Here is a 26,313-nt window from a genome sequence, read left to right as displayed (position 1 = left end):
TCGTCACTTCTCATTCAGAAACCACAGGGTAATCTTGTTTCATCGCCTTAACAAACACAGGGATAGCACCATGAGCAAAATTTTTGAGGACAACAGCCAGACCATAGGCAACACCCCGCTTGTTCGTCTCAACCGTGTTACCAAGGGCCGCGTGCTGGCCAAGATCGAGAGCCGCAACCCGAGTTTCAGCGTCAAGTGCCGGATCGGTGCCAACCTCATCTGGGATGCCGAGAAACGCGGCGTGCTGACCAAGGGCAAGGAGATCATCGAGCCCACCAGCGGCAACACGGGCATTGCCCTGGCATTCGTGGCTGCGGCCCGCGGCTATCCCATCACCCTGACCATGCCGGCCACCATGAGCCTGGAGCGCCGCAAACTGCTCAAGGCCCTGGGTGCCAACCTGGTGCTGACCGAAGGCCCCCTCGGCATGAAGGGCGCCATTGCCAAGGCCAACGAGATCCTCGAATCCGAGCCGGGCAAGTACGTGCTGCTGCAACAGTTTGAAAACCCGGCCAACCCGGAAATCCACGAGCAGACCACTGGCCCCGAGATCTGGGACGCCACCGATGGCGAGGTGGATGTGTTCGTGGCGGGCGTCGGCACCGGCGGCACCATCACCGGGGTCTCCCGCTACATCAAGAAGACCAAAGGCAAGGCCATCGTCTCCGTGGCGGTCGAGCCCAGCGAATCCCCCGTCATCAGCCAGAAACTGGCGGGTGAAGAGATAAAGCCCGGTCCCCACAAGATCCAGGGCATCGGCGCCGGCTTCATCCCGGGCAACCTGGATTTGAGCCTGCTGGACCGCGTCGAGCAGGTGAGCAGTGACGAAGCCATCGAGATGGCCCGCCGCCTGATGGAAGAGGAAGGGATCCTGGCCGGTATCAGCTCCGGCGCTGCCGTGGTCGCTGCCAACCGTCTGGCCGAGCAGCCGGAGTTCGAAGGGAAAACGATTGTCGTCATCCTGCCGAGCGCCGCCGAGCGTTACCTCTCCAGCGCCCTCTTCGCCGGTGTGTTCAGCGAGCAGGAATTGCAGCAGTAGTTGATCAGCCAACACCAACACGACGGCGCTCCTCGGAGCGCCGTTTTCATTATGCGCTAAACTCTCTAGCCACCAGTGCCACTCGGCCCCTTATTTTTTTGGGTAAAATAACAAAATTGGATATGACAAAAAAAGCAGACATTCTGTGATAAATCTCATATCCTGTGCGGCGTCACGAGGTGTTTGCTGGCAAGGTATCACAAGGTAACAAAGTGTTATTTTTCGTTATAAAATAATTTCAAGCCAGTCCTGACGCGGCTTGCAGCCTGATAGCGAAAAAATACCTGGCCACAACGCCGAATACTGCACAGAAAATTGACCTGGATTAAACCATTGCAGGTCTGATTTCGTTACTTTACAACATATCCATACTGACACGGTGAGACAGGAAGCCTCATTGGCGACCATCTCTCCAAACAATATCAATAATATGGGGTGAAACCATGTACGAGAAGTCTGTTGTTATTACTGCTGAAAACGGCCTGCACACCCGTCCTGCAGCTCAGTTCGTGAAAGAAGCCAAAGAATTCCAAAGTGAGATCACTGTGGTCTCCGGTGGCAAATCCGCCAGCGCCAAGAGCCTGTTCAAGCTCCAGACCCTGGGTCTGACCAAAGGCACCAACGTGACCATCCAGGCTGACGGCCCGGACGCTCAGAAAGCCGTTGAGAAGCTGGTTGCCCTGATGGACGAGCTGGAGTAATCCAGCTTTATTCCTCCCCCACAGTCGTTTTAATAGGAAGGATTATGATATCTGGCATTCTTGCGTCCCCCGGTATCGCATTCGGCAAGGCGCTTCTTCTGAAAGAAGATGAAATCGTTATCAATCAGGGCAAGATTCCCGCCGAACAGATTGATGCCGAGATCAACCGCTTCCTCGAAGCCCGCACCAAGTCAGCCGCACAGCTGGAAGCCATCAAAGAGATGGCCGGTCGCACCTTCGGTGAAGAAAAAGAGGCCATCTTCGAAGGCCACATCATGCTGCTCGAAGATGAAGAGCTGGAAGGGGATATCAGATCCTTCATCAAAGAACACAAGGCCTCTGCCGACAGAGCCGTTCACGAGGTGATCGAACAGTACGCCAAGATGATGGCCGATCTGGATGACCCCTATCTGCGTGAGCGCGCCACCGACTTCCGTGACATCGGCACCCGTCTGGTCAAGAACGTACTGGGCATCGCCGTTGTCAACCTGAGCACCATCGACGAAGAGGTCATCCTGGTCGCCAAAGACCTGACCCCGTCTGAAACCGCTCAGATCAACCTGAAATACGTGCTGGGCTTCGTCACCGACATCGGTGGCCGTACCTCCCACACCTCCATCATGGCCCGCTCCCTGGAGCTGCCGGCCGTCGTGGGCACCAACGACATCACCGAGCGCGTCAAGAACGGTGACATGCTGGTGCTGGATGCGATCAACAACCAGGTCATCATCAACCCGACCGCCGACCAGTTGAACGAAGCCAAGAAGTTCCAGGCCCAGTTCCAGGCCGAGAAGGACGAGCTGGCCAAGCTCAAAGACCTGCCTGCCATCACCCTGGATGGCCACCAGGTCGAAGTGTGCGCCAACATCGGGACCGTCAAGGACACCGAAGGTGCCATCCGCAACGGCGCCGAAGGCGTGGGTCTGTACCGTACCGAGTTCCTGTTCATGGACCGTGACGCGCTGCCGACCGAAGACGAGCAGTTCAAGGCTTACAAAGAAGTGGCCGAAGCCATGCCGGATCAACCGATCATCGTCCGTACCATGGACATCGGCGGCGACAAAGAACTGCCCTACATGAATTTCCCGAAAGAGATGAATCCCTTCCTGGGCTGGCGTGCCGTGCGTATCTTCTTCGATCGCACCGACATCATGCACGCCCAGCTGCGGGCCATCCTGCGTGCGTCTGCCTTCGGCAAACTGCGCATCATGTTCCCGATGATCATCTCCGTCGAAGAGTTCCGCAGCCTGAAGGCTACCGTGGAGACGCTGAAAGCCGAACTGCGTGCCGAAGGCAAAGCCTTTGATGAATCCATCGAAGTCGGTATCATGATCGAGACCCCGGCCGCGGCCGTGATGGCTCATCATCTGGCCAAGGAAGTGGATTTCTTCAGTATCGGTACTAACGACCTGACCCAGTACACCCTGGCTGTCGACCGTGGTAACGAGATGATTTCCGCCATGTACAACCCGCTGTCACCCTCCGTCCTGACCCTGATCAAGATGGTGATCGACGCTTCCCATGACAATGGCAAGTGGACCGGTATGTGCGGTGAACTGGCTGGTGACGAACGCGCCACCCTGCTGCTGCTGGGTATGGGTCTGGATGAGTTCTCCATGAGCGCCATCTCTGTACCGCGTATCAAGAAGCTTATCCGCAACACCAACTTCGAAGATGTGAAGGCCATGGCCGACCAGGCGCTGAGCTTTGCCACCGCCGCCGAAATCGAAGCGTGCGTAGATAACTTTATTAAGCAGAAGGCAGTCTGCTAAGATCGGCTGCAAACAGCGACAATCATCTCTAGGAGCTTTTACTATGGGTCTGTTCGACAAACTGAAGAAACTGGTTTCCGACGACAGTTCTGACACTGGCGGCATCGAAATCTTTGCTCCGCTGTCCGGCGAAATCGTCCCCATCGAAGATGTGCCTGACGTCGTCTTCGCCGAGAAGATCGTCGGCGACGGCATCGCCATCAAACCGGCCGGCAACAAGATGGTTGCTCCGTGCGACGGCACCATCGGCAAAATCTTCGAGACCAACCACGCGTTCTCTCTGGAGTCCGACTCTGGTATCGAGCTGTTCGTTCACTTCGGTATCGACACCGTCGAGCTGAAGGGTGAAGGTTTCACCCGTATCGCTCAGGAAGGTCAACAGGTCAAGCGCGGTGACACCATCATCGAGTTCGATCTGGCCGTTCTGGAAGCCAAAGCCAAGTCTACCCTGACACCTGTGGTCATCTCCAACATGGACGAGATCAAAGAGCTGGTGAAGATGACTGGCGCCGTGACCGTGGGCGAAACCCCGGTGATCCGCATCAAGAAATAATGCGCCCTGGCCTGACGCCAGCGACCGCCAAAAACCGAAGCCTGGTGCTTCGGTTTTTTTTTGCCCCTTCCATCTCCCGATACTCCATGGGCTCCCGCACAGGTCAGCATGACGGCAAACAGGCAGAAATGTTATCGAGATCAACACGGGCATAAGCAAGCCGAGTACCCTCAAGAGGGATACCTGCGGGTCCTTTGGCTCGATATGAGACGGGATGAAAAGAGATAAACCGCTTAAGTGGCGAGGAGACAACGATGCTGAGAAATACCGAACAACGTTATGGCAGCCTGAGCATAGGGCTGCACTGGTTGACCCTGCTGCTGATGATCGCCGTCTATGCGCTGATGGAGTTCAGGGACATCTTCCCCAAAGGGTCGGCCGGCCGCGACCTGATGAAGGAGTTTCACTTCATGGTGGGTCTGCTGATCCTGGCGCTGGTGGTCGTGCGCCTGCTGGTGCGCGTGGGTAGCCCTTCACCGCGTATCGTGCCCGAGCTCTCCCCCCTGATGCTCACGCTGGCCAAGCTCGCCCACCTGGCGCTCTATGGCTTCTTGCTCCTCACTCCGCTGCTGGGCTGGCTGCTGCTGAGTGCGGGCGGCAAGCCCATCCCCTTCTTCGGCCTGGCGCTCCCCGCCCTCATCGCGCCCGACGACGGCCTGAAGGGCACCATCAAGGAGTTGCACGAGACGCTGGCCAACATTGGCTATGCCCTGATTGCCCTGCACGCGGCGGCAGCCATCTACCACCACCATGTGCTCAAAGACAACACCCTGACCAATATGCTGCCCGAGCGCAAATAACCAGCAACGAGTTGCACACCAACAAAAAGGCCCCTGTGACAGAGGCCTTTTTGTTCATGGAGGGCCATGGGCGACACGTCGTCAGCCGGGCAATACCACCCGGCTTTCGCCGCCACCGAGGGCCTCCACCCGCACCTGCACGCCGATCCGCTCCACCAGGGTCTGCACGTGGGAGATGACCCCGATCTGGCGACCGGCCGCCTGCAGGGAATCGAGGCTGGCAAGCGCCAGATCCAGGCTGTCGGGGTCGAGGGTGCCGAAGCCTTCGTCGATGAACAGCGATTCGACCTGGGTCTGGCGCGACGACAGGCTGGATAGGGCCAGCGCCAGCGCCAGCGACACCAGGAAGCTTTCACCGCCGGAGAGGGAATCCACCGAACGCACCTCATCCCCCATGTCGAGATCCACCACCTGCAGCGCCAGATCGGTGCCGGGCACCCGCTCCAGCCGATAGCGGGGGGAGAGCTCGGCGAGCTGGGCGTTGGCCTCCAGCAGCAGCCGCTCCAGGGTGAGGCTCTGGGCGAAGGTGCGCAGCTTGGCGCCGCTGGCCGAACCGATAAGGTCACAGAGGCGCTGCCAGTGATCCGCCACCGCCTGCTGGGCAGCCAGTTCCTCCTGCAAGGTGCCCGCTTTGAGGGCCGCCGCCTCGGCCTGGGCCAGCGTGCTCTTGCACTGGAACAACTGCTCGTCGAGAGCGCGGCAGTGCGCCTCCAGCGCCGTCAGCCGGCTGTCGAGCTCCGGCGGCGCCAACGCGGCCAGCTCGGGGTGATGCTCGCGGTAACGATCCCGCTTGCTCTCCTCCAGTGCCAGCGCCCGCTGCCGCTCGGTCAAACGGGTACGCGCCTCGGCGCGGGCATCCTCCAGCGCCTGCAAGGCGGCGCGGCGCCCCTTGAGCTCATCCGGGCTCATGGCCAGCAGGCGGCGCAGGTCATATTCGGCGATGCCGAGGCTGCTGGCGTGGGCAGCCCAGCGCCCCAGCACCTCCCGTCGCCGACGGCTGCTCACCTGCTTCTCCTGCTCCAGATGGCTGAGACGGGTCTTGAGCTCGGTCTGGCGCTCGCGCAGGGCGCGGGCCGCCCCCTGCATCGTCTCCAGCTCGCTCGCCAGCTGCTGCAGCCGCTGCTGCCAGCGGCTCTCGACCAAGGCTATCTCCTCGCCCCCCAGACAGGTGGCACGGCTGGTGACCAGCCCCTGCCGTTGCTGTTCGTGCTCCTTGTAGTCGCGCTCGAGCTTGTGCAGCAGCTCGCGCTGGGTCTGCAGGCGTGCCTCCTGGGCGCTCAGGGCCGGGGTGAGGCTGGCAATCTCGCCGGTCAGCCGCTCCCACTCGCTCTGGCCGTGCAGCCAGGCCTCGCAGGCCCGCTGCCACTCATGCCACTGCTGGCTGCCCAGCCACTGACGCCAGGGCTGGCCTCCCATCTGCTCGTCGAGCCGGCTGCCCCCCTGCTCAAGGCGCTGGCGCAGGGTCGTTTCCTGCTCGCCCATCCCCTTCACCTCCCCTTCCAGGGCGATGCGCTGGCGGTCGGCCTCCTGCCACTGCTGCTCGAACTGCTGGTGCTGGCTGGCCAGCTGACTCAGCTGCTGGCGCACGGCCTGCAACTGCTGCTGCCCCTGCTGGGCCTCGCGCAGTTGCTGCTGGCTGCGGACCAGCCCCTGCTCCAGACTCTGGCCGCGACCGAGCAGGGTACTCATCAATTCGTTCCACTCGATCGGGCTCTGACGTAGCGGCAACGGATGGCCCAGCAGCTCGGCACCGCCGAGCTGCTGCCAGCGCTGGGTCAGCTGCTCGGCGCGCGTCTCCAGCTCAGGTAGATGTTGCTGACGCACCGCCAGCTGGCGGGCCAGCTCCTGGCGTTCACTCTCGCACTGAATGTATTGGTGATTGAGCCGCTCCCACTCGAGCTCGAGGCTGCGGACGCGCTCCGCCAGCTGGCCGAGAATACCGGCCACCTGCGGCTGGCTCTGGTGATAGGGGTGCTCCTCGGCGCCGCAGAGCGGGCAAGGTTCACCGTCGCGCAGGATGTGGCGATGCTGCTCGAAACTGGCGATGGCGCGGGACTGCTCCAGCGCGTGGCGCGCCTCGTCCCGCTGCAGGGCGAGCCGCTCACGGGCCGGCGCCAGCTCGTCGCCGAGAATAGCCAGCTTGCCGAGCGCCTGCTCCAGCTGGGCGATCTCCTGCTGCAGGCGACCATGCTGCTCGCCGTGATTGCGGCCATAGTCCGCCAGCTCCAGCAGCTGGCGCAGCTGGCCCAGTTGTTCGCTCTGCTGCTGCCACTGCTCCTGCGCCTTGGCGAGACGCCCCTCCCACTGCTGCTCCTGCAGCTCGTGCTGTTGCTGCTGCAGCCGCTCCTGCTCGCGCAGCCAGTAGTCGCGCTCCTGCTGCCCCTGCTCCAGCTGGTGCTGCAACTGCCTGAGGGCGCGCAGCTTGTGTTCGCGCAGGGTAAGGAGCTGCTGCAGCCTGTCGGCATCCTCGGCCCAATCCTGCATGGCGGTGAGCAGGGGCTGCCATTGGCGGGCGACCGGCGCCAGCTCCTTGTGCTCCTCGAGCCAGGCACCCCACTGCTGGTGCTGGCGCTTGAGCTGCTCCACCTGCTGACTCTGCTGGCGCCAGCCCTGCTCCAGGGTGAGCTGCACCTCCCGCTCCTGCGCCCCCTCCTGCTGGATCTTCTGCAGTTGCTGCTGCTTTTCCCGAATCCGGGTATCGAGCTCCTGCGCCCGTTTGAGTTCGGGCTGCAGGGCGCCCCACTCGCGCTCGGCGGCGATCTTCTCCGCCAGCAGTTGCTGTTCGGTGAGGGCGCTCTGCTGGGTCTGCTCCTCCAGCTTGCCAAGTTCGGGACCAAGCTCGGCCAGCGCCTTCTCCTGCTGCTGCACCTCCAGGGTGAGGCGAGCCAGCTCGTCGTGATCGGCGCGGGCCACCTGGGCCTGCTCGGCGCGGGCGAACTCCTCCCGCTCGGGGGCGGCCGCAGCGTGGGCCACCTCGGCCGCGGCAAGGGCCGCCTCTCCCTCCTGACAGGCCTGCAACTGGGCGGCGATGCGGCCGTTGAGATCGCGCAAGTCCTGCATCAGCTGCTGTTGCTGCTGCTCGTGCTTGAGGCTGGTGGCAAGGCTTATCTGCTGGCTCACCCACTGCTCGCGGGTCGCCTCGTCCATCAGCGCCACGTCGCCGAGCCGCTGGCTGATGGCAGCCAGTTTCTGCTGCTCCTCCCGCGCCCGCTCATGGGTCTGGACCGAAATGGCGGAGTAGAGCTCGGTGCCAGTCATCCGTTCGAGCAGGGCCGAACGCTCATCGGCGCTCGATTTTAGGAAGGCGGCAAACTCCCCCTGCGGCAGGATGACGGCGCGGCGAAACTGCTCCCAGGAGAGCCCCACCAGCTCGTCGATGCGATCCTGCAGCTCCCGCTTGCTGCCACTGAACACCTGGCCCGACGCCACGTCGGTCAGGCTGCGCTCCTGGGCCTGAAAGCGCCCCTCGGCGCGGTTGCGGGCCCGGCGCACCGCCCAGCGGGCCAGCCAGATGCGGCCGTCACAGCCGCGAAACTGCACCTCGGCAAAACCGCTGGCGTGGCCGCGGCTGAGGATGCCGCGCACGTCGTTGGCCTTGAGCTTCTCCTCGTCATCCATGCGGCCCACTTCGGCGACATTCTTGCGATTGGCGATAAAGCGCGGCATCTCGTCGTAGAGCGCCAGACAGATGGCATCGAGCAGGGTGCTCTTGCCCGCGCCGGTATTGCCGGTGATGGCAAACAGGCCGGCAGCCCCCAGAGCGCCACCGGCAAAATCGATGGTGAATTGACCGGTCAGGCTGGCCAGATTCTCCCCTGACAGCGACAAGATTTTCATTGGCTGGACTCCTTCACCTGCTCCAGGATCTCTTCAAACGACGCCACCAGCTCGGCCTCCGGCTCCCCGTCGAACTGACGCTGATAGCAGAGGCGAAACACCTCGGTGGGGGAGAGCTCATCGAGCCTGCGCTGGCCGGCACCATCCGCCAGCCCCTGGCCCGAGCCCTGATAACTGGTCGTGATGCGGGCAAGGCGCACCGGCTTGTCGCCGATGGCGGCCAGCACGCGCTCGCGGATGCGGGCCTCGGGTTTGGGCAGCAGCAGCCGCACCTCGAGGAAGGGCTGCGCCTGCTGCGGGCAAGCGGGTAGCGCCAGCGCCTCGATGGCCTGGAGCGCCTCGTCAAGGCCGCTCTGGGGCAGCCGGATCATCTCCACCGCGCGGGGCACCGGGATCCGCTCAAGGCGGGCCAGTTTGCCCCTCTCAAACGTCACCTCCAGCACCTGATGGTTGTAATTCGCCTCGGCCAGCGAGAGCGGCAGCGGCGAGCCGCTGTAGTGCACCCCCTCGGCCGGACTCTGGGCCAGGTGCAGGTGACCCAGCGCCGTGTAGTCGGCGGCGGCAAACAGCTCGGCAGGCAAAGCGTGCTGGTTGCCGCCGAGCACCCGCCGCTCGGAGAGCTCGGAGAGCTGGCCCGCCGCCAGATAGGCGTGGCCCATGGCGATGAGGGCCTGATCCGGATGGCAGCGCGCCCGCCCCTCGCTCAGCACCGCCTCATAGACTTGGCGTACCCCTTCGATGAGTCTGTCCTGCCCCTCCCTGAGCCCGTCGGGGCGCAGATCGCTACTGCGCAGAAACGGCACGGCGGCGCACCAGGCGGCCACCTCGCCGTTCTTGCCTCGCAGCGGCACCAGCAGGCGCTCGGTCTCGAGGCGCCCCTCGTCGTCCCGGCTGATGCTGCCCACCAGATGGAGGTCGAAAGCGCGCAGCAGCTCGTGGGGGGCATCCAGCTTGGAGGGAGAGTCGTGGTTGCCGCCGATGAGCACCATCTCCAGTGCCGGGTGCTCGGCCCGCAGCCGTGCCAGGAAGCGGTAGAGCTGCTGCCAGGCACTGGCGGGAGGGTTGGCGGTGTCGAACAGATCGCCCGCCACCAGCAGGGCATCGATGTCGCGGGTCTTGATGGTGTCGGCCAACCAGTCGAGGAAGGCGTCGTGTTCGAAGCGGCGGTCGTGGCCGTGAAGCTGATGACCGAGGTGCCAGTCGGCGGTGTGCAGGATCTTCATGGAAAACGGCTCGATAAGGAGAAGAGAGCGGGGGCGAGGGCGCCCCGGGATGGAAACAAGATGAGGATGGAGCCCCCCGTTTTCAACCGGGGCAGCCCCAGACGTCAGATTCAGACGGCTTGGTAATGCATCTGGTACTGAAGATGACCGGTGAGGGGATCGGGCACCTCCCCCCCGATTTCAAAGCCGTGGCGGCGGTAGAAACGCACCGCAGGCTCGTTCTCCACGAAGACCCGGGTATGCAGCTCGGCACATCTGGATCTGGCTTCCTGCAACAGGGCGTGCCCCACCCCCCGCCCCTGCCTATCGGGGCGCACGAAGAGTGCAGCCAGGTAATCATCCACCAGCGCCATGAAGCCGAGCAGGTCCCCTCGCTCCTCGAACACCCAGATGCGGGCGTGATCGAGGTAGCGGGTACGCAGCTCCTCCTGAGCCTGCCACCAGCAGGAGGCATCGACGAAATCGTGGGCCTGCAGGGAGGCCAGGAGCCAGATTTCGACGATCTCTTCCATGTCTTCCGGCCGACTCTGTCTCAACATGGTCGCCTCCTTGTCAGCAATGTGAACACTCGCAGTCTAGGGGAGTTGGGCCCGCTCCCGGGGGATCAAGGTGGGGCCCTGTGAGGTCGATCGCCCTTTATTTAGCGAGAATGATTGGCTGATCACAAAGCGCCTCTCTAGTACAATGCCCGCCGGACAATCTAGAGACCGAGGACGCCATGTGGTTTAAAAACCTGCAGATTTACCGCTTTACCCGCCCCTTCGACCTGACCGTTGAGCAGCTGGAAACCCAGCTGGAAGCCTGCGCCTTCACCCCCTGCGGCAGCCAGGACATCTCCCGGTTCGGGTGGGTCAAGCCCCTTGGCAAATTCGGCTCCACCCTGACCCACGCCGCCTCTGGCCACATCCTGCTGTGCGCTCGCAAGGAAGAGAAGATGCTGCCCGGCACCGTGGTCAAGGAGATGCTGGCGGAGAAGGTAGAGGCCATTGAATTCGAACAGGGTCGCGCCCTCAAGAAGAAAGAAAAAGAAGCGCTGAAAGAGGAGATCATGCACACCCTGCTGCCCCGCGCCTTCAGCCGCACCAGCCAGACCTTCGCCTGGATAAACCCTGCCGACAACCTGATGGTGGTGGATGCAGGCTCCGCCAAGAAGGCGGACGATCTGCTGGCGCTCTTGCGCAAATCCATCGGCTCCCTGCCGGTAGTGCCGGTGGCCCTCAAGAACCCGCCCGAGATCACCATGACCGAGTGGCTCAATGAGGGCAACCTGCCCGCCGCCTTCACCCTGGAGGACGAAGCCGAGCTGCGCAGCGCCATGGAGCACGGCGGCATCATCCGCTGCAAGCAGCAGGATCTGATGAGCGAGGAGATCAAGAATCACCTGGCCAACGACAAGCTGGTGACCAAGCTGGCCCTCAACTGGGGCGAAACCCTGAGCTTCGTGCTGGGGGATGATCTCTCCATCAAGCGCCTCAAGTTCAGCGAAGAGCTGCGCGAGCAGAACGACGACGTCACCAGTGAAGATCCCGCCGCCCGCCTGGACGCCGACTTCGCCCTGGTCACCGCCGAGCTCTCCCAGTTCATCCCGGCCCTGTTTGCTGCCCTGGGCGGTGAAGAGCAGTCCATCTAAGCAAATTGGCTCAGCCTGATTGCAAAAAACCGCCTTCACGGCGGTTTTTTCATCTCCATCGGCATCATCGCCACGGGCTGGCCCCCTCCGGGGTAGCGCCGCCGCCCTCCCGCCGCGCAATCCCCTGAGCCCATTGATTGCGGCAGCATGGCGCACTGCCCCGGCAGCATGACATCTCGCTAGAGTGCCCCCCTTTCCTGCAACAGTCGATGAAGTCGCTGCGCCAGGGTGCGGTAACCCTCGGCATTGAAATGCACCGCATCGGACTTCAGGGCCGGGTCTCGCAGCAACTCGCCGATGCTGTCGTTGTCCAGCACCAGCCCGTACTGATCTGCCAGCTCTTCGTAGAGGGGGGCGCCATCGGCAAACAGGGATTTTCGGGGCACCCCGACAAGCAGGATCTGGGCCCCGCTCCCCTGCACCGCCTCTGTCATGGCGGCGAGATTGGCCTTGAGGGCCGCCTCCCCGCTGCCACGCAGGATGTCGTTGCCCCCCTCCAGCAGGATGACCAGAGCGGGTCTGTGCCGAGCCAGCAACCCGGGCAGGCGGGCCCTGCCGGCCTGGCTCAGCTCTCCGGACACCCCGCCATTGACCACGGGATGGCCGCTCAGGTTCGCCAGCACGCTGGGGTAGCTTTGGGACGGGCTCACCCCGCGCCCCTCGGTCAGACTGTCCCCGAAGGCGAGCAGGGTCTCCCCCTGGGCCAGCGGTCTGAAGGTCGGCTCCCCGCAGGCCGTCAGCAACAGGCAGAGCAGCCCCGCCATGCAAGGTTTCGCCAGCGTCCCCCGGTGTGTCATGAGCGCCTCCTTGATAGTTTTGTAACCATATGAGTATTAAGACAAACTTTTAATCAAGCTCCAAGTGTGACACATTTCGGCAGGTGAACAAGAAACCGACAAGGAGCCTGTCATGTCCCTCAAACCCCTCGGCCTGCTGGTCGCCCTCGGCCTGCTTGGCGGCTGCGCCTCCCAGGACGGCTTTCACTATGTCCCTCCTCCCCAGACCCTGATCGCCCCGGAGGCGGCCAGCGGCTGGATTGACAAACCGGGCTGGCAGGGCCGTGACTTCATGGTGGCGGCGGCCAACCCGCTGGCGGTGGACGCGGGCTACCAGATCATCAAGGCGGGGGGCAGCGCCGTCGATGCAGCCATCGCCGCCCAGCTGGTATTGACCCTGGTGGAGCCTCAATCCTCGGGTATCGGCGGCGGCTCCCTCATGCTGGTGTGGGATGGCAAGCAGGTGGCGGCGGTGGATGGCCGGGAGACAGCCCCCGCCGCTGCCACCGATCAGCTCTTCATGAAGGAGGGCAAACCCATGGCCTTCTATGAGGGGGTGGTGGGCGGGCGCTCCGTCGGCGCCCCCGGCACGGTGCGTGCCCTGGCCCTGGCGCACGAGCGCTATGGCAAGCTGCCCTGGGCCACGCTGTTCGAACCCGCCATCACCCTCGCGGAGCAAGGGTTCGTGATAAGCCCCCGCCTCGCCACCCTGCTGGCAAAAGATCCCTATCTGGCCGGGGATCCGGACGCCCGTGCCTACTTCTATCAGGCGGACGGCACTCCCAAGACGGCCGGTACCCGACTCACCAACCCGGCCCTGGCCAGGGTGCTGCGTACCCTGGCCAGCGACGGCCCCGACGCCTTCTATCGCGGCCCGCTGGCCGAGGCCATGGTGGCCAAGGTGCACGCCCACCCGACCAACCCCGGGGTGCTGAGCGCCGCCGATCTCGCCAGCTACCAGGCCAAGCTGCGGGACGGGCTCTGCTTTGACTATCGCCAGAGCGAGATCTGCGGCTTCCCGACCCCCTCCTCCGGCACCATCGCCCTTGGCCAGATTTTCGGCATGCTGGAAAGCCGGGACATGGCCGCCCTCAAACCGGTACAGGGAGAGCAGGGTCAACTGGCCGCCTCCAGCGAGGCCATTCACCTCTACAGCGAGGCGGCACGCCTCGCCTTCGCCGATCGCAACCAGTACGTGGCCGACGGCGACGTCGTCGACGTGCCGGTGACAGGCCTGCTGGACAAGAGCTATCTGGCGCAGCGGGGGCACCTTATCGGCAACCGCTCCATGGGCGTCGCCCAGCCCGGCAACCCGCCCCGGGCGCTGGCCTGGGGCCGGGACGCCACCCCGGAGCTGCCCTCCACCAGCCACATCTCCATCGTGGACAAGAGCGGCATGGCGGTGGCCATGACCAGCTCCATCGAGGATGGCTTCGGCTCGCGGCTGATGGTCAACGGCTACCTGCTGAACAACCAGCTCACCGACTTCTCCTTCACCTCGGTGGACGCCGCCGGCCTGCCGGTGGCAAACCGGGTGGAGCCCGGCAAGCGCCCCCGCTCCTCCATGTCGCCCCTGCTGGTGTTTGACAAGGCAAGCGGCGAGCTCGAGATGAGCCTGGGTTCCCCGGGAGGCTCGGCCATCATCAACTACGTGGGCAAGGCGCTGCTCGGCACCCAGGATTGGGGGCTCGACCTGCAGCAGGCCATCAACCTGCCCAATTTCGGCAGTCGCAACGGCCCCACCGAGCTGGAGCAGGGGCGCACGCCCGACGCCGTGGTTCAGGGGCTCAAAGCCAGAGGGCATGAGGTCCTGCTTAACGAGCAGACCTCCGGGCTGCAGGGCGTCCAGCGCCATGCCGGCGGCTGGCTGGGGGCCGCAGACCCCAGACGTGAGGGGGTCGCCAGGGGAGAGTGATGCCCCTTCAGCACCCTCGTTCACCATGGAGGAGGCCAGCCTCCTCCATGCCTTGTGCTCATAGGTGTTCTCCCTTGCCTCCCAATATCATCATCGATTGATTATTCCTGCCAATTTTTCTTTAACTGCACACTCTTTTCACCCAATCGCAATGCATTAAAGATGCTTTTCATCAAAACCAACGCTAAAACTGGAACAGTGTTGCTCATGGCATATAAATGCATTACTTTTCAATAGAAACGGCATCTGTTGCCCTCAAGATTTCCCCTTGATACGGCCAACTTCTGTCTCTTTCGCCCCCTGCTCATTGACAGCTGCCCTCTTCGCCTTCGGGTGATCTGGTAGCCCCTGACTGCCATTAGCGAGGTGACGACATGGACCACTCACTCCCCCTTATCACCACCCTGGTAGGCGGCCTCGTGCTGGCCTACCTCTTCGGCATGCTGGCAAGCCGCCTGCGCATCTCCCCCATGGTGGGCTACCTCGCGGCCGGCGTGGTATGCGGCCCCTTTACGCCGGGCTATGTCGCCGACCTGCGGCTCGCCCCCGAGCTGGCCGAAATCGGCGTCATCCTGCTGATGTTTGGTGTCGGCCTGCACTTTTCCGTGAAAGACCTGCTGTCGGTGAAACACATCGCCATCCCGGGAGCCATCGTCCAGATAACCCTTGCGACCCTGCTCGGCCTTGGCCTCTCCCAACTGCTCGACTGGACCGTGACCGCCGGCCTGGTGTTTGGCCTGGCCCTCTCCACCGCCAGTACAGTGGTGCTGCTGCGCGCCCTGGAGAGCCGCGGCCAGCTCGACACCAACGAGGGACGCATCGCCATCGGCTGGCTCATCGTGGAGGATCTGGTGATGGTGCTGGTACTGCTCCCCATCCTCGCCAACCTGCAGCAGGGGGGCGAGGCACTGACCCCGGCCCAAGTGATGGCGGATATCGGCCTGACCCTGGCCAAGGTGGCTGCCTTCATCGCCCTGATGGTCATCGGCGGGCGACGCCTCATCCCCTGGCTGCTGGCCCGCACCGCCGCCACCGGCTCCCGCGAGCTGTTCACCCTGGCCGTCCTCTCCTGCTCCCTTGGCATCGCTTTTGGCGCCGTCAAGCTGTTTGGCGTCTCCTTTGCCCTCGGCGCCTTCTTCGCCGGCGTCGTGATGAACAGCTCCCATCTGAGCCACAAGGCGGCCAACGACACCCTGCCCCTGCAGGACGCCTTCGCCGTGCTCTTCTTCGTCTCCGTGGGCATGCTGTTCGACCCCGTCATCCTGCTGCGCGAGCCCCTGGCCGTGCTGGCCACCCTGTTCGTCATCGTGATCGGCAAATCCGTGGCCGCCTTCGCCATCGTGCGGCTCTTTGGCCACAGCCAGCGCACGGCGCTGACCATCTCCGCCAGCCTGGCACAGGTGGGGGAGTTCTCCTTCATCCTGATGGGTCTCGGAGTCATGCTCGAGCTGGTCCCCGGAGTCGCCCGTGATCTGGTGCTGGTCGGCGCCTGTTTCTCCATCGTGCTCAATCCGCTGGTCTTCAACCAGGCGGAGCGCTGGCTGAGGCGCCATCCCGATCCACGCACCGATGGGTCACCTCACCTCTGCCCCTTGCAGGGCCATGTGGTGGTAGTGGGCGCCGACGAGATAGGTCAGCACCTCATCCGGCAGTTGCATGAACAAGGCAGGGAGATAGTGGTGATCGACACCGACGAGCGACTGCTGGCCCCCTGGCGCGCCATGGGGATCACCTGTCTGGCGGGCCATCCCATCCAGCAGGATCTGCTGACGGCGGCGCTGCCCAACGCCAGCTGGCTGCTGATCACCCTGGATGACAGCCTGCTGGCCGGTGAGATAGCCATCAGGGCGCAGGAATACGGCGCCCTGATGCGCATCGCCGCCTGTGCCCACCAGCACGAGGAGGTGCATCATCTGCGCGTGCGCGGCGTGCATCAGGTGGTCAAGAGCGAGGAGGAGGCTGCGCGGCGACTCTGTCACCTGGCCATGGAGATGGCCTGAAGCTCATCGAAGTAACGAGTCCCCACGACGGGGCCAGACAAGAAGCCCGGGCCTGCTGCCCGGGCTTTTTGCATGACGGGGCGATACTGCCGTCCCCTCACAGCAGATCGTGCTTGTCCAGCAGGCGATAAAGGGTGGCCCGGGAGATATCGAGCGTGCGGGCCACCTCCTCGAGCTGATCGGGGAAGCGGGCCAGCGTCCGTTGCAAGGCCTGACGCTCCGCCGCTTCGCGCACCGCCTTGAGCGAGCCGTCGAGCAGCAGGCTGTCCATGTTGGTCAGCTCCATGTCATCGGCTTCGATGAAGGGGCCGCTGCACATGACCACCGCCCGCTGAACCCGGTTGCGCAGCTCCCTCACATTCCCCGGCCAGCCATAGGACTGCATGGCCTGGCGCGCCTTGCGGGTGAAGCTGAGCACCCGCCCGCCCCGCACTTCCGCCAGAATGTCATCGGCAAGGAGCTGGATGTCTTCCGCCCGCTCGCACAAGGCCGGGGTGCGCAGGCGCACCACGTTGAGCCGGTAGTAGAGATCCATGCGAAATCCGCCGCTGGCCACCGCCTGCTCCACATCGATATTGGTGGCCGCGATGATCCGCACATCCACACGACGCGTCAGGTGGCTGCCCACCGCCTCTATGCACTGCTCCTGCAAGAAGCGCAGCAGGGTTGCCTGATCCTCCAGTGGCAACTCCCCTATCTCGTCGAGAAACAGGGTGCCGCCATCGGCGGCCTCTATCTTGCCTATCTTGTGGTGCTGTGCCCCGGTGAAGGCCCCCTTGACGTGGCCGAACAGCTCGGACTGGATGAGCTGATGGGGCATGGCCCCGCAATTGACCGCCACGAAAGGGCTCTCCTCCCCGAACGTGCTGTAGTGCAGCTCCCGGGCCACCAGCTCCTTGCCCGTGCCGCTCGGTCCCGTCACCAGTACGGGCAGGCGGCAATGCTGCAACCGCACGATCTGGTCGCGCAACTGGCGGATGGGGGCGCTCTCCCCCTGGATGAAACGAAGCTGGGGTTGCAGTCGGGGGCGGTGTCGCCGGATGAGGCGCGCCATCCCCAGGGCATGTCCCAGGCTGTGGGAGAGCCTGTCTCTGTCCAGGGGAAAGGTGTGAAAATCATGAAAACAGGCTGCCAGCAAATTGCGAAGGGCTTCGCTGGCGAGACAGTCCCGCTGGATGAGGCCGATCCACAAGGCGCCGGAGTGCTGCGCAATCAGGTTGTAGAGGGCTTCGTGCTGCTGATGCTCGATCACCACCAGCACCAGGGGATAGTCCTTTTCCTGCAGTTTTTTCTCTGCCACCACCAGGGAGCTTGCCTGCTCCACCTGCCACTCGCCTTGTTCCAGCAGGCTTTCCAGTACGGCACATGAATTGATGAGCAACAATGCCGTTTCTGTCATAGGGACAACTCCTTGTTATCGCCACTGCACGAAGGAGTCTGACGACTTGTCCAGATAACTCCCTTTATCATCAAATGGCGCCATTTAATATGGCCAGACGATGATAACTATAAACCATCCCGCCTTTAGATTGATGGCACCACAATATTGAGACAGCCAAATTATCCGTGAGAAAAAATAAATCCATTGATAAATAAGCGCTTACTTCACGACATAATATGTCGCTCTCAACATTGAGACGTAAAAACAATTATATCAAATAAAAAACAACTAAAAATCATATGGTTGTAAATTGGCATGGTCGTTGCTCTCTCCAATAAGCCCTCCTGGCATATGGAGACAGAACATGAAAATATATATTGCATTGGCAGCATTTCCTTTTCTGGCATTTGCCACCCCCTCAATGGCACAAAACCGGGTCGATCTCGGTGCTCAGGCATTGAGCAATATTCGTGGTTCCATGGGCGTCAATATGGTTGCCGGCAATAACAACCAACAAGGCAATCTTGCCGCCATCGCCATTTCGGGTCCGGCCGTCATTCAATTTGGTCAGCTGAATCAATCCACCACCAATCTGAACGGCAGCCAGAGCGTCGCCATCCTGGGCTCGGCCCTGAGCCAGAACCGGGGACTGGTCGGCATCAATCAGGGGGCGGGTGAGGGCAACCAGCAACTGAACGCCTTCGCCCTGTCCCTCGATGACAGCGGCCTGGGTGTCGTGACCGACATCAATCTCAGCTCCAGCGTCGCGAAGACCCCAGGGGGAAAGCCCCCCGCCAACACCACTACCAGCATCTATCTGGATGACACCGCCCTCACGGGCAGCAAGGGGGTCATTCAGGTGAACCAGGTCACGGGACAGGGAAACCAGTCAGTCAACATGGTTTCCCTGCCCCTGGCTGGCGCAGTAACGGCATCCCCATGATGCCGCAGGGATAGGAAGCCAGGCCCGGGGGTATCAGCCGATGGGCATATCTTCCGCTGAAAGTTCAATGGAGAGACTCATTATGCGTGGACTTATTTATAGCTCATTAGCCGCCGCGGTCATCATGGCCATGTCGGGCACTGCATCCGCCGATTACCGCGGTGACAGAGATGAGACAGGGGCAACCTTGACCAAGAAGGTCAAGGCAGAAGTCGATGTGGAATACGAAGGCAGGGTCAATGTCGGCGGCTACATCAACGTCAACAAACTCGGCATGGCCGTCGTGGACAACCAGCAGTCCAGTTCCATGATAGGCACCGCCAATACAAGAACGGAGAACACGAGCAAGATCGACGGCTCGTTCAAGGGTGCATCCGGTAACATCGGCGCCAACGTCGCAGCCGGTGACTCCAACGTACAGGGCAACAGCGCTTCCCTGGCCGCCTATGATGAGGTCGATGCCGAGTTCATCATGGGTCGTGGTCAACAACAACATGGCGCCCCTGGCGGATCGTCGGATGCCGAGGTCTTCTCCACCCAGAGCGCCAGCAACAACTGGACGACCAATCACGGCCATCAGAACAAGGCCGGTGTGGGCGATGGGGCCTTCAAGGATGCCGCAGGCAACATCGGGGTCAACGTGACCTCGGGCTCGGGTAACGTCCAGGCCAACAACATGGCAGCCTCCGTGTCCACCGGCAACATGGCCGTGGCCACCGTGGCCAACAGCCAGAGCGTCTCCAAGAACATGACCGAAAACCAAAGCCTGAGTGCAACCAAGACGGTTGACAAGGCGGGTGTGTTCCTCGGTCTCAAGGCTTGGGGCGATTACGAGGGGGGCGGTACCGGTCATGATGTCAAGAAAGGACATGACCACGACAATGACAACGACAGGTACGGCAACAACAACCCGAAAGATGATGGCAAGTTCGAGTTCAAGGAAGAGGGTGACATCAAGCTCAGTGGGTACGCCGTCGGGTATATTCCCGTGGTCAACACCTACACCAGCCGCGAAACCTTCAACCGGGCAACCATCGATGGCGGCGCCTTCAACGGTGCCGTGGGCAACATCGGGGTGAACGTCTCCTCGGGGACCAACAACCTGCAAGCGAACAATCTCTCGCTGGCCGCAGGGTTTGCCAAGTAAGTCGATGCGAGGGGGCCCAGTGCCCCCTTTTTCCCTGACACTGGAGGTCTGAATGCGCTGGCTGTTGCTGTTGCTGTGCTGTCCTGCCGTCTGGGCGGGCTCGGTGCCACTGGGGGAGCATCTCCCGGCGCTGGGGGATCTCAACAAACCGGTGCAGAGCATTCTGGAGCGTCGGTACGCCAACATCGAGCGCCAACATACGGATTTCAGCTGCGGGGCCGCCGCCGTCGCCACCATCTTGCGCTACGCCTACGGCCATGCAACCAATGAACGCTGGGTCATGGATGGCATGCTTGCCATGGCAGACCCGGAGCAGGTCAAGCACTACGGCTTCTCCATGCTCGACATGAAGCAGTACCTGCAAATGCTCGGCATGCGGGTCAGAGGGTATCGACTGGGCGATGAAAAACTGCGCCAGGTGAGGGTGCCCACCATCGTCCTGCTCAACATTCGCGGCTATCAGCACTTTGCCGTGCTGCGGGCCATCGATCGCCACGATCGCGTCTATCTGGCAGACCCGGCCCTCGGCAACCGGGTGATCACGTTCAAGGAGTTCAAGGAGAGCTGGAACGGCATCCTCCTCGCCGTCATCGGCGCGGGCTATCGTCCCGATGCCCCCCTTGCCAACCCCTCTCCCCCGCTCTCTGTCAGAGGCAAGGATGGGCTCTTCGCCCCGGTCAATGAAACATCCCTGCTGGAATTCGGTTTTCAGCACAAAGAGCTAATGTGAGGTCATCATGAATACCCGACCCGCCCTATGCCTCCTCTGCAGCCTGGGTGGCATCGCCTCTCCGCTGCTGGCAGCACCGGACCCGCTGGCCCATCTGTCAGACCACTTTGCGCCCGAACTGGCGGACGGGGAGCTGGCCCACCTGCGCGGCCGCTATGTCAGCAGCCATGGCATCAGCTACTTCGGCATCGAGTTCATCTCGTCACTGACCACGGCCCAGGCCCAGCAGACGGCGGCCATGAACCTGGCGCTGAGCATTGTGCAAAACAAACCCAAGCTGGATGTGCGCGTCAAGGATGAGGTCAAGCCCGCGGCCACGCCCGCCAAGGAGACCCAGGTGCAGGGGGCCGGGCTGGTGCAGGTCGTTCAACTGGAGGGGAGTGGCAACAGCTCGGTCAACCAGACCGGTATTGAACTGACCACCCCCACTATGACGGGACACCTGGTTCAGGCGGGCAGCTACGAGCATCAGGGCGATCTTGGCACCGCCACCTATCGGGTCTCAGGGAATTATGCCGGCTTGCAACTACACTCTTCCGACGGCCGGGTCCTGCTGGAGCAGAGCCTGCGCGGTACCGACTTCAGCCGGGGGCTGCTGCAGTTCAACAAGGTCAGAGGGGACGGTTTGCAGACGCTCAATCAGACCCGCATCTGGTTTTCGCGCTGAGCACCGGTGAGCCCGGGGGCTGAACCATCAGAAAGGATGATAAACAACAAGGACGTATCCCGATGAAACAGTCTCGCATGCTGTTGATTGCCCTCGCCCCCTTCGCCTGCTGGGGGGCCACGGCCGAGGAGGAGGCCCTGCAACAACAGCTGGATCTCCTGCGCCAGCAACTGATCCAGCAAAACCAGGCCCTTCATCAGCTCCAGGCTCGCCTGGAGGCCGTCAAGGCAGCCGGTGCCACGACGGCAACCGCCGGGGTCGGAGCCGGGGCCGCCGTCGCCTCCACCCAGCAGGACGCCTCACGGCGCACGCCGGAGGTCGGCCGCAGTACCGAAGACCTGATGATCGAACAGCACAATGTGTTCGACCGCGCCCTGACCGTCGATGTGGGCCTCTCCTATCAGCACTACAACCGCAAGGATCTCGCCCTGCGCGGCTTCCTCGCCCTGGACGCCATCTTCCTTGGCGAAATCAACCTGGATCGGGTGCGCTCCGATCAGTGGACGGCGGATGTCATCACCCGCTACACCCTCAACGATCGCTGGCAACTGGAGCTGGCCCTCCCCTACATGTTCCGCAACACCAACTACCAGAGCACCGGCAAGGAGAACTCCAGCCGCGACTTCGAGGAGCAGAGCGTCAGCGATGGCGGTCTGGGGGATCTCAGCCTCGCCATCTACTACAGGGTCATGGCCGAGAGCGAGGATTGGCCGGATCTGGTGTGGAACTTCCGGGCCAAGGCGCCGACCGGCAAGGATCCTTACGGCATCGAGATCAACACCTCGGAATCGGGCAACCTGGTGACCCCCAAGGAGCTCGCCACCGGCAACGGGCTCTGGCAGCTCTCCACCGGCTTCTCCCTGGTCAAGACCATGGATCCCGCCATCCTGTTTGCCAGCCTCAACTATGGTCACAGCCTCAAGCAGGACTTTGACGATATCTCCTACCAGCCCGGCAACCAGCCCGGCAGCATCCAGCTGGGGGACTGGTATGAATATGGCCTGGGGGTCGCATTCGCCCTCAACGAACGCTTCAGCCTCTCCTTCAACATCAACCAGCGCGTCACCATGGAGTCCGAGCAGGGGTCCGAAGGCTTTGCCATGGAGAAGGTCACCGGCTCCGATGCCAACGCCGCCAGCTTTGGCATGGGGTCGACCTGGGCCATCACCGACAACCTCTCCATGGCGGTCAACTGGTCTGCCGGGCTCACCACGGATGCACCGGACTACACCATCGGGATCCGCTTCCCCTACCGCTTCTAGCCCCGTGCCCGGGCAGGTTGACGACAAAAAACGAGGGAGGCATAACGCCTCCCTCTTCTTGTTGTCGCCAGCCAGCCTGGCGGGCCATCGGTGACATCACACCCCCAGGCGATCGCGCAGGGTGTACCAGGCGGCGCCGGCGGCGGTGAAGGGGATGCGCAGCAGGCGGCCACCCGGGAAGGGGTAGTGCGGCAGCCTGGCGAACGCATCGAAGCGCTCCGCCTGACCGCTCAGCACCTCGGAGAGCAGCTTGCCCGCCAGATGGGTACAGGTGACGCCGTGGCCGCTGTAGCCCTGCATGTAGTAGATGTTGTGACCGATGCGGCCAAACTGCGGCAGGCGCGACAGGGTGAGCAGGAAGTTGCCGGTCCAGGTGTACTCCACCTTGACGTCGGCCAGCTGCGGGAAAGTCTTGAGCATCTTGGGGATGATCAGCCGCTCGATGTCCGCCGGATCCCGCGCCCCGTAGACCACGCCGCCGCCATAGATGAGCCGGTGATCGCCGGAGGTGCGGTAGTAGTCGAGCAGGTAGTTGCAATCCTCCAGACAGTAGTTCTGTGGCAAGAGTGAACGGGCCCGCTCCTCTCCCAGCACTTCGGTGGCGATCACCTGGGTGCCGCAAGGCATGCTCTTGCTGGCCAGTTCCGGCACCAGATTGCCGAGGTAGGCGTTGCCGGCCACCACGATAAAGCGTGCCTTCACCGCCCCTTTGGCGGTCTTGACCAACGCCGGCTGACCCGGAGTAATGCTGGTGACGGCGGACTGCTCGAAGATAAGCCCCCCCTGCATGCGGATGGCTTCCGCCTCCCCCAGCGCCAGATTGAGAGGGTGAATATGGCCGCCGCTCTTGTCCAGCAGGGCGCCGACGTAGCGATCGCTCGCGACCACCTCGCGCACCCCGTCGGCATCGAGCAGCTCCAGCTGGTCGTTGCCCCACTTCTCCCAGCGCGCCTTCTGCGCCTTGAGCTCGTGAAGCTGCTTCTCGGTCTCGGCGGCAAAGACCCCGCCCTCCTGCAGATCGCACTGGATGTTGTAGCGTTTGATCCGCTCGCGGATGATCTGGCCCCCCTCAAACAGCATGGAGCCGAGCAGCCTGGCCTGATCCGGCGGGCAGTTCGCTTCGATGGTGTCGATGTCGCGGCTGTAGGAGTTGACGATCTGGCCGCCGTTGCGGCCGCTGGCGCCAAAGCCGACCCTGGCCGCCTCCAGCACCACCACCTTGTACCCCTTCTCCACCAGATGCAGCGCACTGGAGAGGCCGGTGTAGCCTGCGCCTATGACGCAGACGTCGCACTCCAGCTGCTCGGTGAGCGTGGGATAGGCCGCGTGTTTGTTGGCACTGGCTGCGTAGTAACTCTTTACATGTTCGGTCATGATCCCTGTTTCCTTACCGGTTCGTTTCCAACACAACGGGTTGTTCACATTAAAAGCTGGCCGGGGTGTGGGCGCTGACGATGCGGCAGACCTGCCCCGAGGGATTGCTGAAACTGTGGGGCTCGCCGGTGTCGATGACATAGCTGTCCCCGGCGCACAGTTCATAGGTCTGGCCGGCCAGGGTCAGCAACACCGACCCTTCCAGCACGGTGCCCACCTCCTCCCCCTGATGCTTCACCACGCCGCCGGTGTCGGTGCCGGGGGCATAGGTCTCCAGCATGAAGCCGAGCTGGCGCCGATTGTTGCCGTTGTGCACCAGCTTCATGGAGACCCCCTGGCTGCCGAGCTCGATGAGCTGCTCCGCCTTGATCACCACGCTGGGCGTGCTCGCCACCTCCTCTTCGGCGAAGAAGCGCGACAACGGCAGCTCGTAGACGCTCAGCAGCTTTTGCAGGGAGGCCACCGAGGGGCTCACCTTGTTCTGCTCTATCATGCAGATGGCGCCGTGGGTCAGGCCGCTCAGCTCCGCCACCCGGCGCTGGGAGAGCCCAAGCTCCCTGCGGATCCGGGCAAGCCGCTCCCCCATGTTTCTCTCGTGCTCCGCCAGGGGGTTGTCCGTCATGGTCCGCCACCGGACCTCGCCACGGGATTGCTCCATCGCCCACCTCCTTCCATGGTCATTCGAATACCTGGGGCCGACTGGTCAATATAGTGAGTCAGGAACGTCAGCCCCGTTCACTATCCTGCACAACCCAGAGCGTTCATTATTTTGCACACCCTGCGCAATGAAAACCGCTACAATCGCGCTAACAGCCCCATTTCTAGCATGTGACGCCCAGTTCACTCAAATATATTTAACACTTGAAAAACATTTCGGCTCATTTTATGGTCATTACGTGCTTATTATTCTATACGGCGGTGCCCACATAAACGCGCCACCCAGACCCACTATCGAGGCCCCTTACTTATGTCAGCATCACAACCTGCTCTCTCCCTGATCAAATCCCTGGCCTATGTCGACGGCCGCTGGTGCGAGTCCCTGGGCGGGCGCCGGTTCGAGGTCCTGAACCCGGCCACCGGCCAGGTCATCACCCAGGTGCCCGACATGGACGGGGAGGATACCCGCCTCGCCATCGCGGCCGCCCACGCGGCGCAACCCGCCTGGGCGGCCCTCACCGCCAAGGAGCGCAGCAGCAAACTCTACGCCTGGTTCGAGCGCATCATGGCCAACCAGGAGGAGCTCGCCCGCATCATGACCTGCGAGCAGGGCAAGCCGCTGGCGGAAGCCAAAGGAGAGGTGGCCTACGGCGCCAGCTTCATCCAGTGGTTCGCGGAAGAGGGCAAACGTGCCTATGGCCGCACCATCCCCGGCTTCTCCGCCGATCGGCGCCTGGCCACCATCAAGCAGCCGGTGGGGGTCGTGGCCGCCATCACCCCCTGGAACTTCCCCATCGCCATGATCACCCGCAAGGCGGGTCCGGCGCTGGCCGCCGGTTGTACCATCGTCATCAAGCCCGCCGCCGAAACGCCCCTCTGCGCCCTGGCGCTGGCGGTACTGGCGGAGCAGGCGGGCATTCCCGCCGGGGTCATCAACATCGTCACCTCCCATCAGGCGAGCGCGGTGGGCAACGAGCTGTGCAGCAACCCCGTGGTGCGCAAGCTCTCCTTCACCGGCTCCACCCGCATCGGCAAACTGCTGATGCGCCAGTGCGCCGACACCATGAAGCGCCTCTCCCTGGAGCTTGGCGGCAACGCCCCCTTCATCGTCTTTGACGACGCCGACCTCGACGCCGCCGTGGCCGGGGCCCTGGCGTCCAAATACCGCAACGCCGGCCAGACCTGCGTCTGCGCCAACCGCATCCTGGTGCAGGCCAGCGTCTACGACGCCTTCGCCGAGAAGCTCGCCGCCGCGGTCAAGGCCTTCAAGGTGGGGGACGGCATGGGCGAGGGTGTCCAGATCGGGCCCCTCATCAACCCGGCCGCCGCCAGCAAGGTGGCCGAGCTGGTGCAGCAATCGGTCGCCGCCGGTGCCCGGGTGCTGGTGGGGGGCGACGCCCACCCCGCCGGTCCCCTCTTCTATCACCCCACCATCCTGACCGAGGTCACCCGGGGCAACCCCATTCTGGACGAGGAGATCTTCGGGCCCGTCGCCCCTCTGGTGCGCTTCGAGACGGAAGCCGAGGCCATTGCGCTTGCCAACGACACCCCCTATGGCCTGGCCGCCTACTTCTATGGCCGCGACATCGCCCGGGTGTGGCGAGTGGCCGAGGGGCTCGAATACGGCATGGTGGGGATCAACGAGGGGATCATCTCTACCGAACTGGCCCCCTTTGGCGGGATCAAGGAGTCGGGACTGGGCCGGGAAGGGGCGGCCGAAGGGCTGGAGGAGTACCTGGAGACCAAATACCTCTGCTTTGGCGGCATTCGCTGAGGGAAATGAAAGGGCTATCGCATCGTTAAAACAGATGCGTTATGACGCAGCCTATCGCTTTTACAGATAGAAAGAGGGGGTCGCCGGTCACGACCGAGCGCCTTGTGGGCCCTGAGGGCACACCCGGGGCCC

General features: G+C 62.9%; 21 protein-coding genes. 14 read left to right on the top strand and 7 right to left on the bottom strand.

Annotated elements, in window-relative coordinates; translation table 11 throughout:
• Positions 1-70 precede the first annotated feature (70 nt).
• The 5 genes from cysK to I6L36_RS19310 all read left to right on the top strand — a co-directional run bounded on the left by cysK (position 71) and on the right by I6L36_RS19310 (position 4,865).
• The gene (gene cysK / locus I6L36_RS19330; RefSeq protein WP_010673571.1) at positions 71-1,039 is read left to right on the top strand and encodes a cysteine synthase A; all 969 of its coding nucleotides are present in this window, start codon (positions 71-73) and stop codon (positions 1,037-1,039) included.
• Between the two features lie 443 nt (positions 1,040-1,482).
• Positions 1,483-1,740: an HPr family phosphocarrier protein gene (locus tag I6L36_RS19325; RefSeq protein ID WP_005303128.1), complete on the top strand. Its 258-nt coding sequence runs from the start codon at positions 1,483-1,485 to the stop codon at positions 1,738-1,740.
• A 44-nt stretch (positions 1,741-1,784) separates the two neighbouring features.
• On the top strand, positions 1,785-3,512 hold the full coding sequence (gene ptsI, locus I6L36_RS19320; RefSeq protein ID WP_041213301.1) for a phosphoenolpyruvate-protein phosphotransferase PtsI: 1,728 nt from the start codon (positions 1,785-1,787) through the stop codon (positions 3,510-3,512).
• 43 nt (positions 3,513-3,555) lie between these two features.
• Positions 3,556-4,065, top strand: coding sequence for a PTS glucose transporter subunit IIA (gene crr, locus I6L36_RS19315; RefSeq protein ID WP_010673569.1), 510 nt, complete (start codon positions 3,556-3,558; stop codon positions 4,063-4,065).
• Between the two features lie 254 nt (positions 4,066-4,319).
• The gene (locus I6L36_RS19310) at positions 4,320-4,865 is read left to right on the top strand and encodes a cytochrome b (protein ID WP_010673568.1); all 546 of its coding nucleotides are present in this window, start codon (positions 4,320-4,322) and stop codon (positions 4,863-4,865) included.
• 81 nt (positions 4,866-4,946) lie between these two features.
• Here the strand turns inward: I6L36_RS19310 and I6L36_RS19305 are convergent, their stop codons facing one another.
• The 3 genes from I6L36_RS19305 to I6L36_RS19295 form a co-directional block, all read right to left on the bottom strand.
• Positions 4,947-8,702, bottom strand: coding sequence for an AAA family ATPase (locus I6L36_RS19305; protein ID WP_109422229.1), 3,756 nt, complete (start codon positions 8,700-8,702; stop codon positions 4,947-4,949).
• Positions 8,699-9,925, bottom strand: a complete 1,227-nt coding sequence (locus I6L36_RS19300) for an exonuclease SbcCD subunit D C-terminal domain-containing protein (RefSeq protein ID WP_043155829.1) — start codon at positions 9,923-9,925, stop codon at positions 8,699-8,701. Before I6L36_RS19300 ends, I6L36_RS19305 begins: the two co-directional genes overlap by 4 nt.
• A gap of 110 nt (positions 9,926-10,035) precedes the next feature.
• Complete coding sequence (locus tag I6L36_RS19295; RefSeq protein ID WP_010673565.1) at positions 10,036-10,464, bottom strand: GNAT family N-acetyltransferase; 429 nt, start codon at positions 10,462-10,464, stop codon at positions 10,036-10,038.
• A 179-nt stretch (positions 10,465-10,643) separates the two neighbouring features.
• Here I6L36_RS19295 and rdgC point away from each other — a divergent pair, with 179 nt between their 5' ends.
• On the top strand, positions 10,644-11,555 hold the full coding sequence (gene rdgC / locus I6L36_RS19290) for a recombination-associated protein RdgC (protein WP_010673564.1): 912 nt from the start codon (positions 10,644-10,646) through the stop codon (positions 11,553-11,555).
• 179 nt (positions 11,556-11,734) lie between these two features.
• Here the strand turns inward: rdgC and I6L36_RS19285 are convergent, their stop codons facing one another.
• Positions 11,735-12,352, bottom strand: coding sequence for a GDSL-type esterase/lipase family protein (locus tag I6L36_RS19285; protein WP_109113038.1), 618 nt, complete (start codon positions 12,350-12,352; stop codon positions 11,735-11,737).
• Between the two features lie 112 nt (positions 12,353-12,464).
• Here I6L36_RS19285 and ggt point away from each other — a divergent pair, with 112 nt between their 5' ends.
• Together ggt and ybaL are read left to right on the top strand one after the other, a co-directional pair.
• Positions 12,465-14,246, top strand: coding sequence for a gamma-glutamyltransferase (ggt, locus tag I6L36_RS19280; protein WP_119197425.1), 1,782 nt, complete (start codon positions 12,465-12,467; stop codon positions 14,244-14,246).
• A gap of 374 nt (positions 14,247-14,620) precedes the next feature.
• Entirely contained in the window at positions 14,621-16,246 is a 1,626-nt protein-coding gene (gene ybaL, locus I6L36_RS19275) for a YbaL family putative K(+) efflux transporter (protein WP_216986791.1), read from the top strand.
• A gap of 97 nt (positions 16,247-16,343) precedes the next feature.
• Here the strand turns inward: ybaL and I6L36_RS19270 are convergent, their stop codons facing one another.
• Complete coding sequence (locus I6L36_RS19270) at positions 16,344-17,645, bottom strand: sigma-54 dependent transcriptional regulator (protein WP_010673560.1); 1,302 nt, start codon at positions 17,643-17,645, stop codon at positions 16,344-16,346.
• Positions 17,646-17,991: 346 nt separating this feature from the next.
• Between I6L36_RS19270 and I6L36_RS19265 the strand changes: the two genes are divergently transcribed.
• From I6L36_RS19265 to I6L36_RS19245, 5 genes are all read left to right on the top strand, one after another.
• Positions 17,992-18,570 carry a hypothetical protein gene (locus tag I6L36_RS19265; RefSeq protein WP_223924172.1) on the top strand — a complete coding sequence of 193 codons (579 nt, stop codon included), beginning with the start codon at positions 17,992-17,994 and terminating at the stop codon, positions 18,568-18,570.
• Between the two features lie 187 nt (positions 18,571-18,757).
• Positions 18,758-19,717: a hypothetical protein gene (locus tag I6L36_RS19260; protein WP_081331937.1), complete on the top strand. Its 960-nt coding sequence runs from the start codon at positions 18,758-18,760 to the stop codon at positions 19,715-19,717.
• A gap of 52 nt (positions 19,718-19,769) precedes the next feature.
• Entirely contained in the window at positions 19,770-20,447 is a 678-nt protein-coding gene (locus I6L36_RS19255) for a C39 family peptidase (RefSeq protein WP_039039335.1), read from the top strand.
• A gap of 7 nt (positions 20,448-20,454) precedes the next feature.
• Positions 20,455-21,114, top strand: coding sequence for a hypothetical protein (locus tag I6L36_RS19250; protein WP_069651683.1), 660 nt, complete (start codon positions 20,455-20,457; stop codon positions 21,112-21,114).
• 62 nt (positions 21,115-21,176) lie between these two features.
• Complete coding sequence (locus tag I6L36_RS19245) at positions 21,177-22,376, top strand: transporter (RefSeq protein ID WP_041213311.1); 1,200 nt, start codon at positions 21,177-21,179, stop codon at positions 22,374-22,376.
• Between the two features lie 96 nt (positions 22,377-22,472).
• On the opposite strand, the gene I6L36_RS19240 is transcribed toward I6L36_RS19245, so the two are convergent.
• Both I6L36_RS19240 and puuR read right to left on the bottom strand, forming a co-directional pair.
• The gene (locus tag I6L36_RS19240; RefSeq protein WP_216986790.1) at positions 22,473-23,750 is read right to left on the bottom strand and encodes an FAD-binding oxidoreductase; all 1,278 of its coding nucleotides are present in this window, start codon (positions 23,748-23,750) and stop codon (positions 22,473-22,475) included.
• 49 nt (positions 23,751-23,799) lie between these two features.
• Complete coding sequence (gene puuR, locus I6L36_RS19235; RefSeq protein ID WP_029314011.1) at positions 23,800-24,408, bottom strand: HTH-type transcriptional regulator PuuR; 609 nt, start codon at positions 24,406-24,408, stop codon at positions 23,800-23,802.
• Positions 24,409-24,717: 309 nt separating this feature from the next.
• Here puuR and I6L36_RS19230 point away from each other — a divergent pair, with 309 nt between their 5' ends.
• Positions 24,718-26,181 (top strand): NAD-dependent succinate-semialdehyde dehydrogenase, encoded by a 1,464-nt coding sequence (locus I6L36_RS19230; RefSeq protein ID WP_109112434.1) that lies wholly within the window; start codon positions 24,718-24,720, stop codon positions 26,179-26,181.
• The last annotated feature ends 132 nt before the right edge of the window (positions 26,182-26,313 follow it).

The sequence above is a fragment of the Aeromonas sp. FDAARGOS 1406 genome (assembly GCF_019048565.1).
Taxonomy (GTDB): domain Bacteria; phylum Pseudomonadota; class Gammaproteobacteria; order Enterobacterales; family Aeromonadaceae; genus Aeromonas; species Aeromonas caviae.
This window is presented reverse-complemented; position numbering and strand designations above follow the sequence as displayed.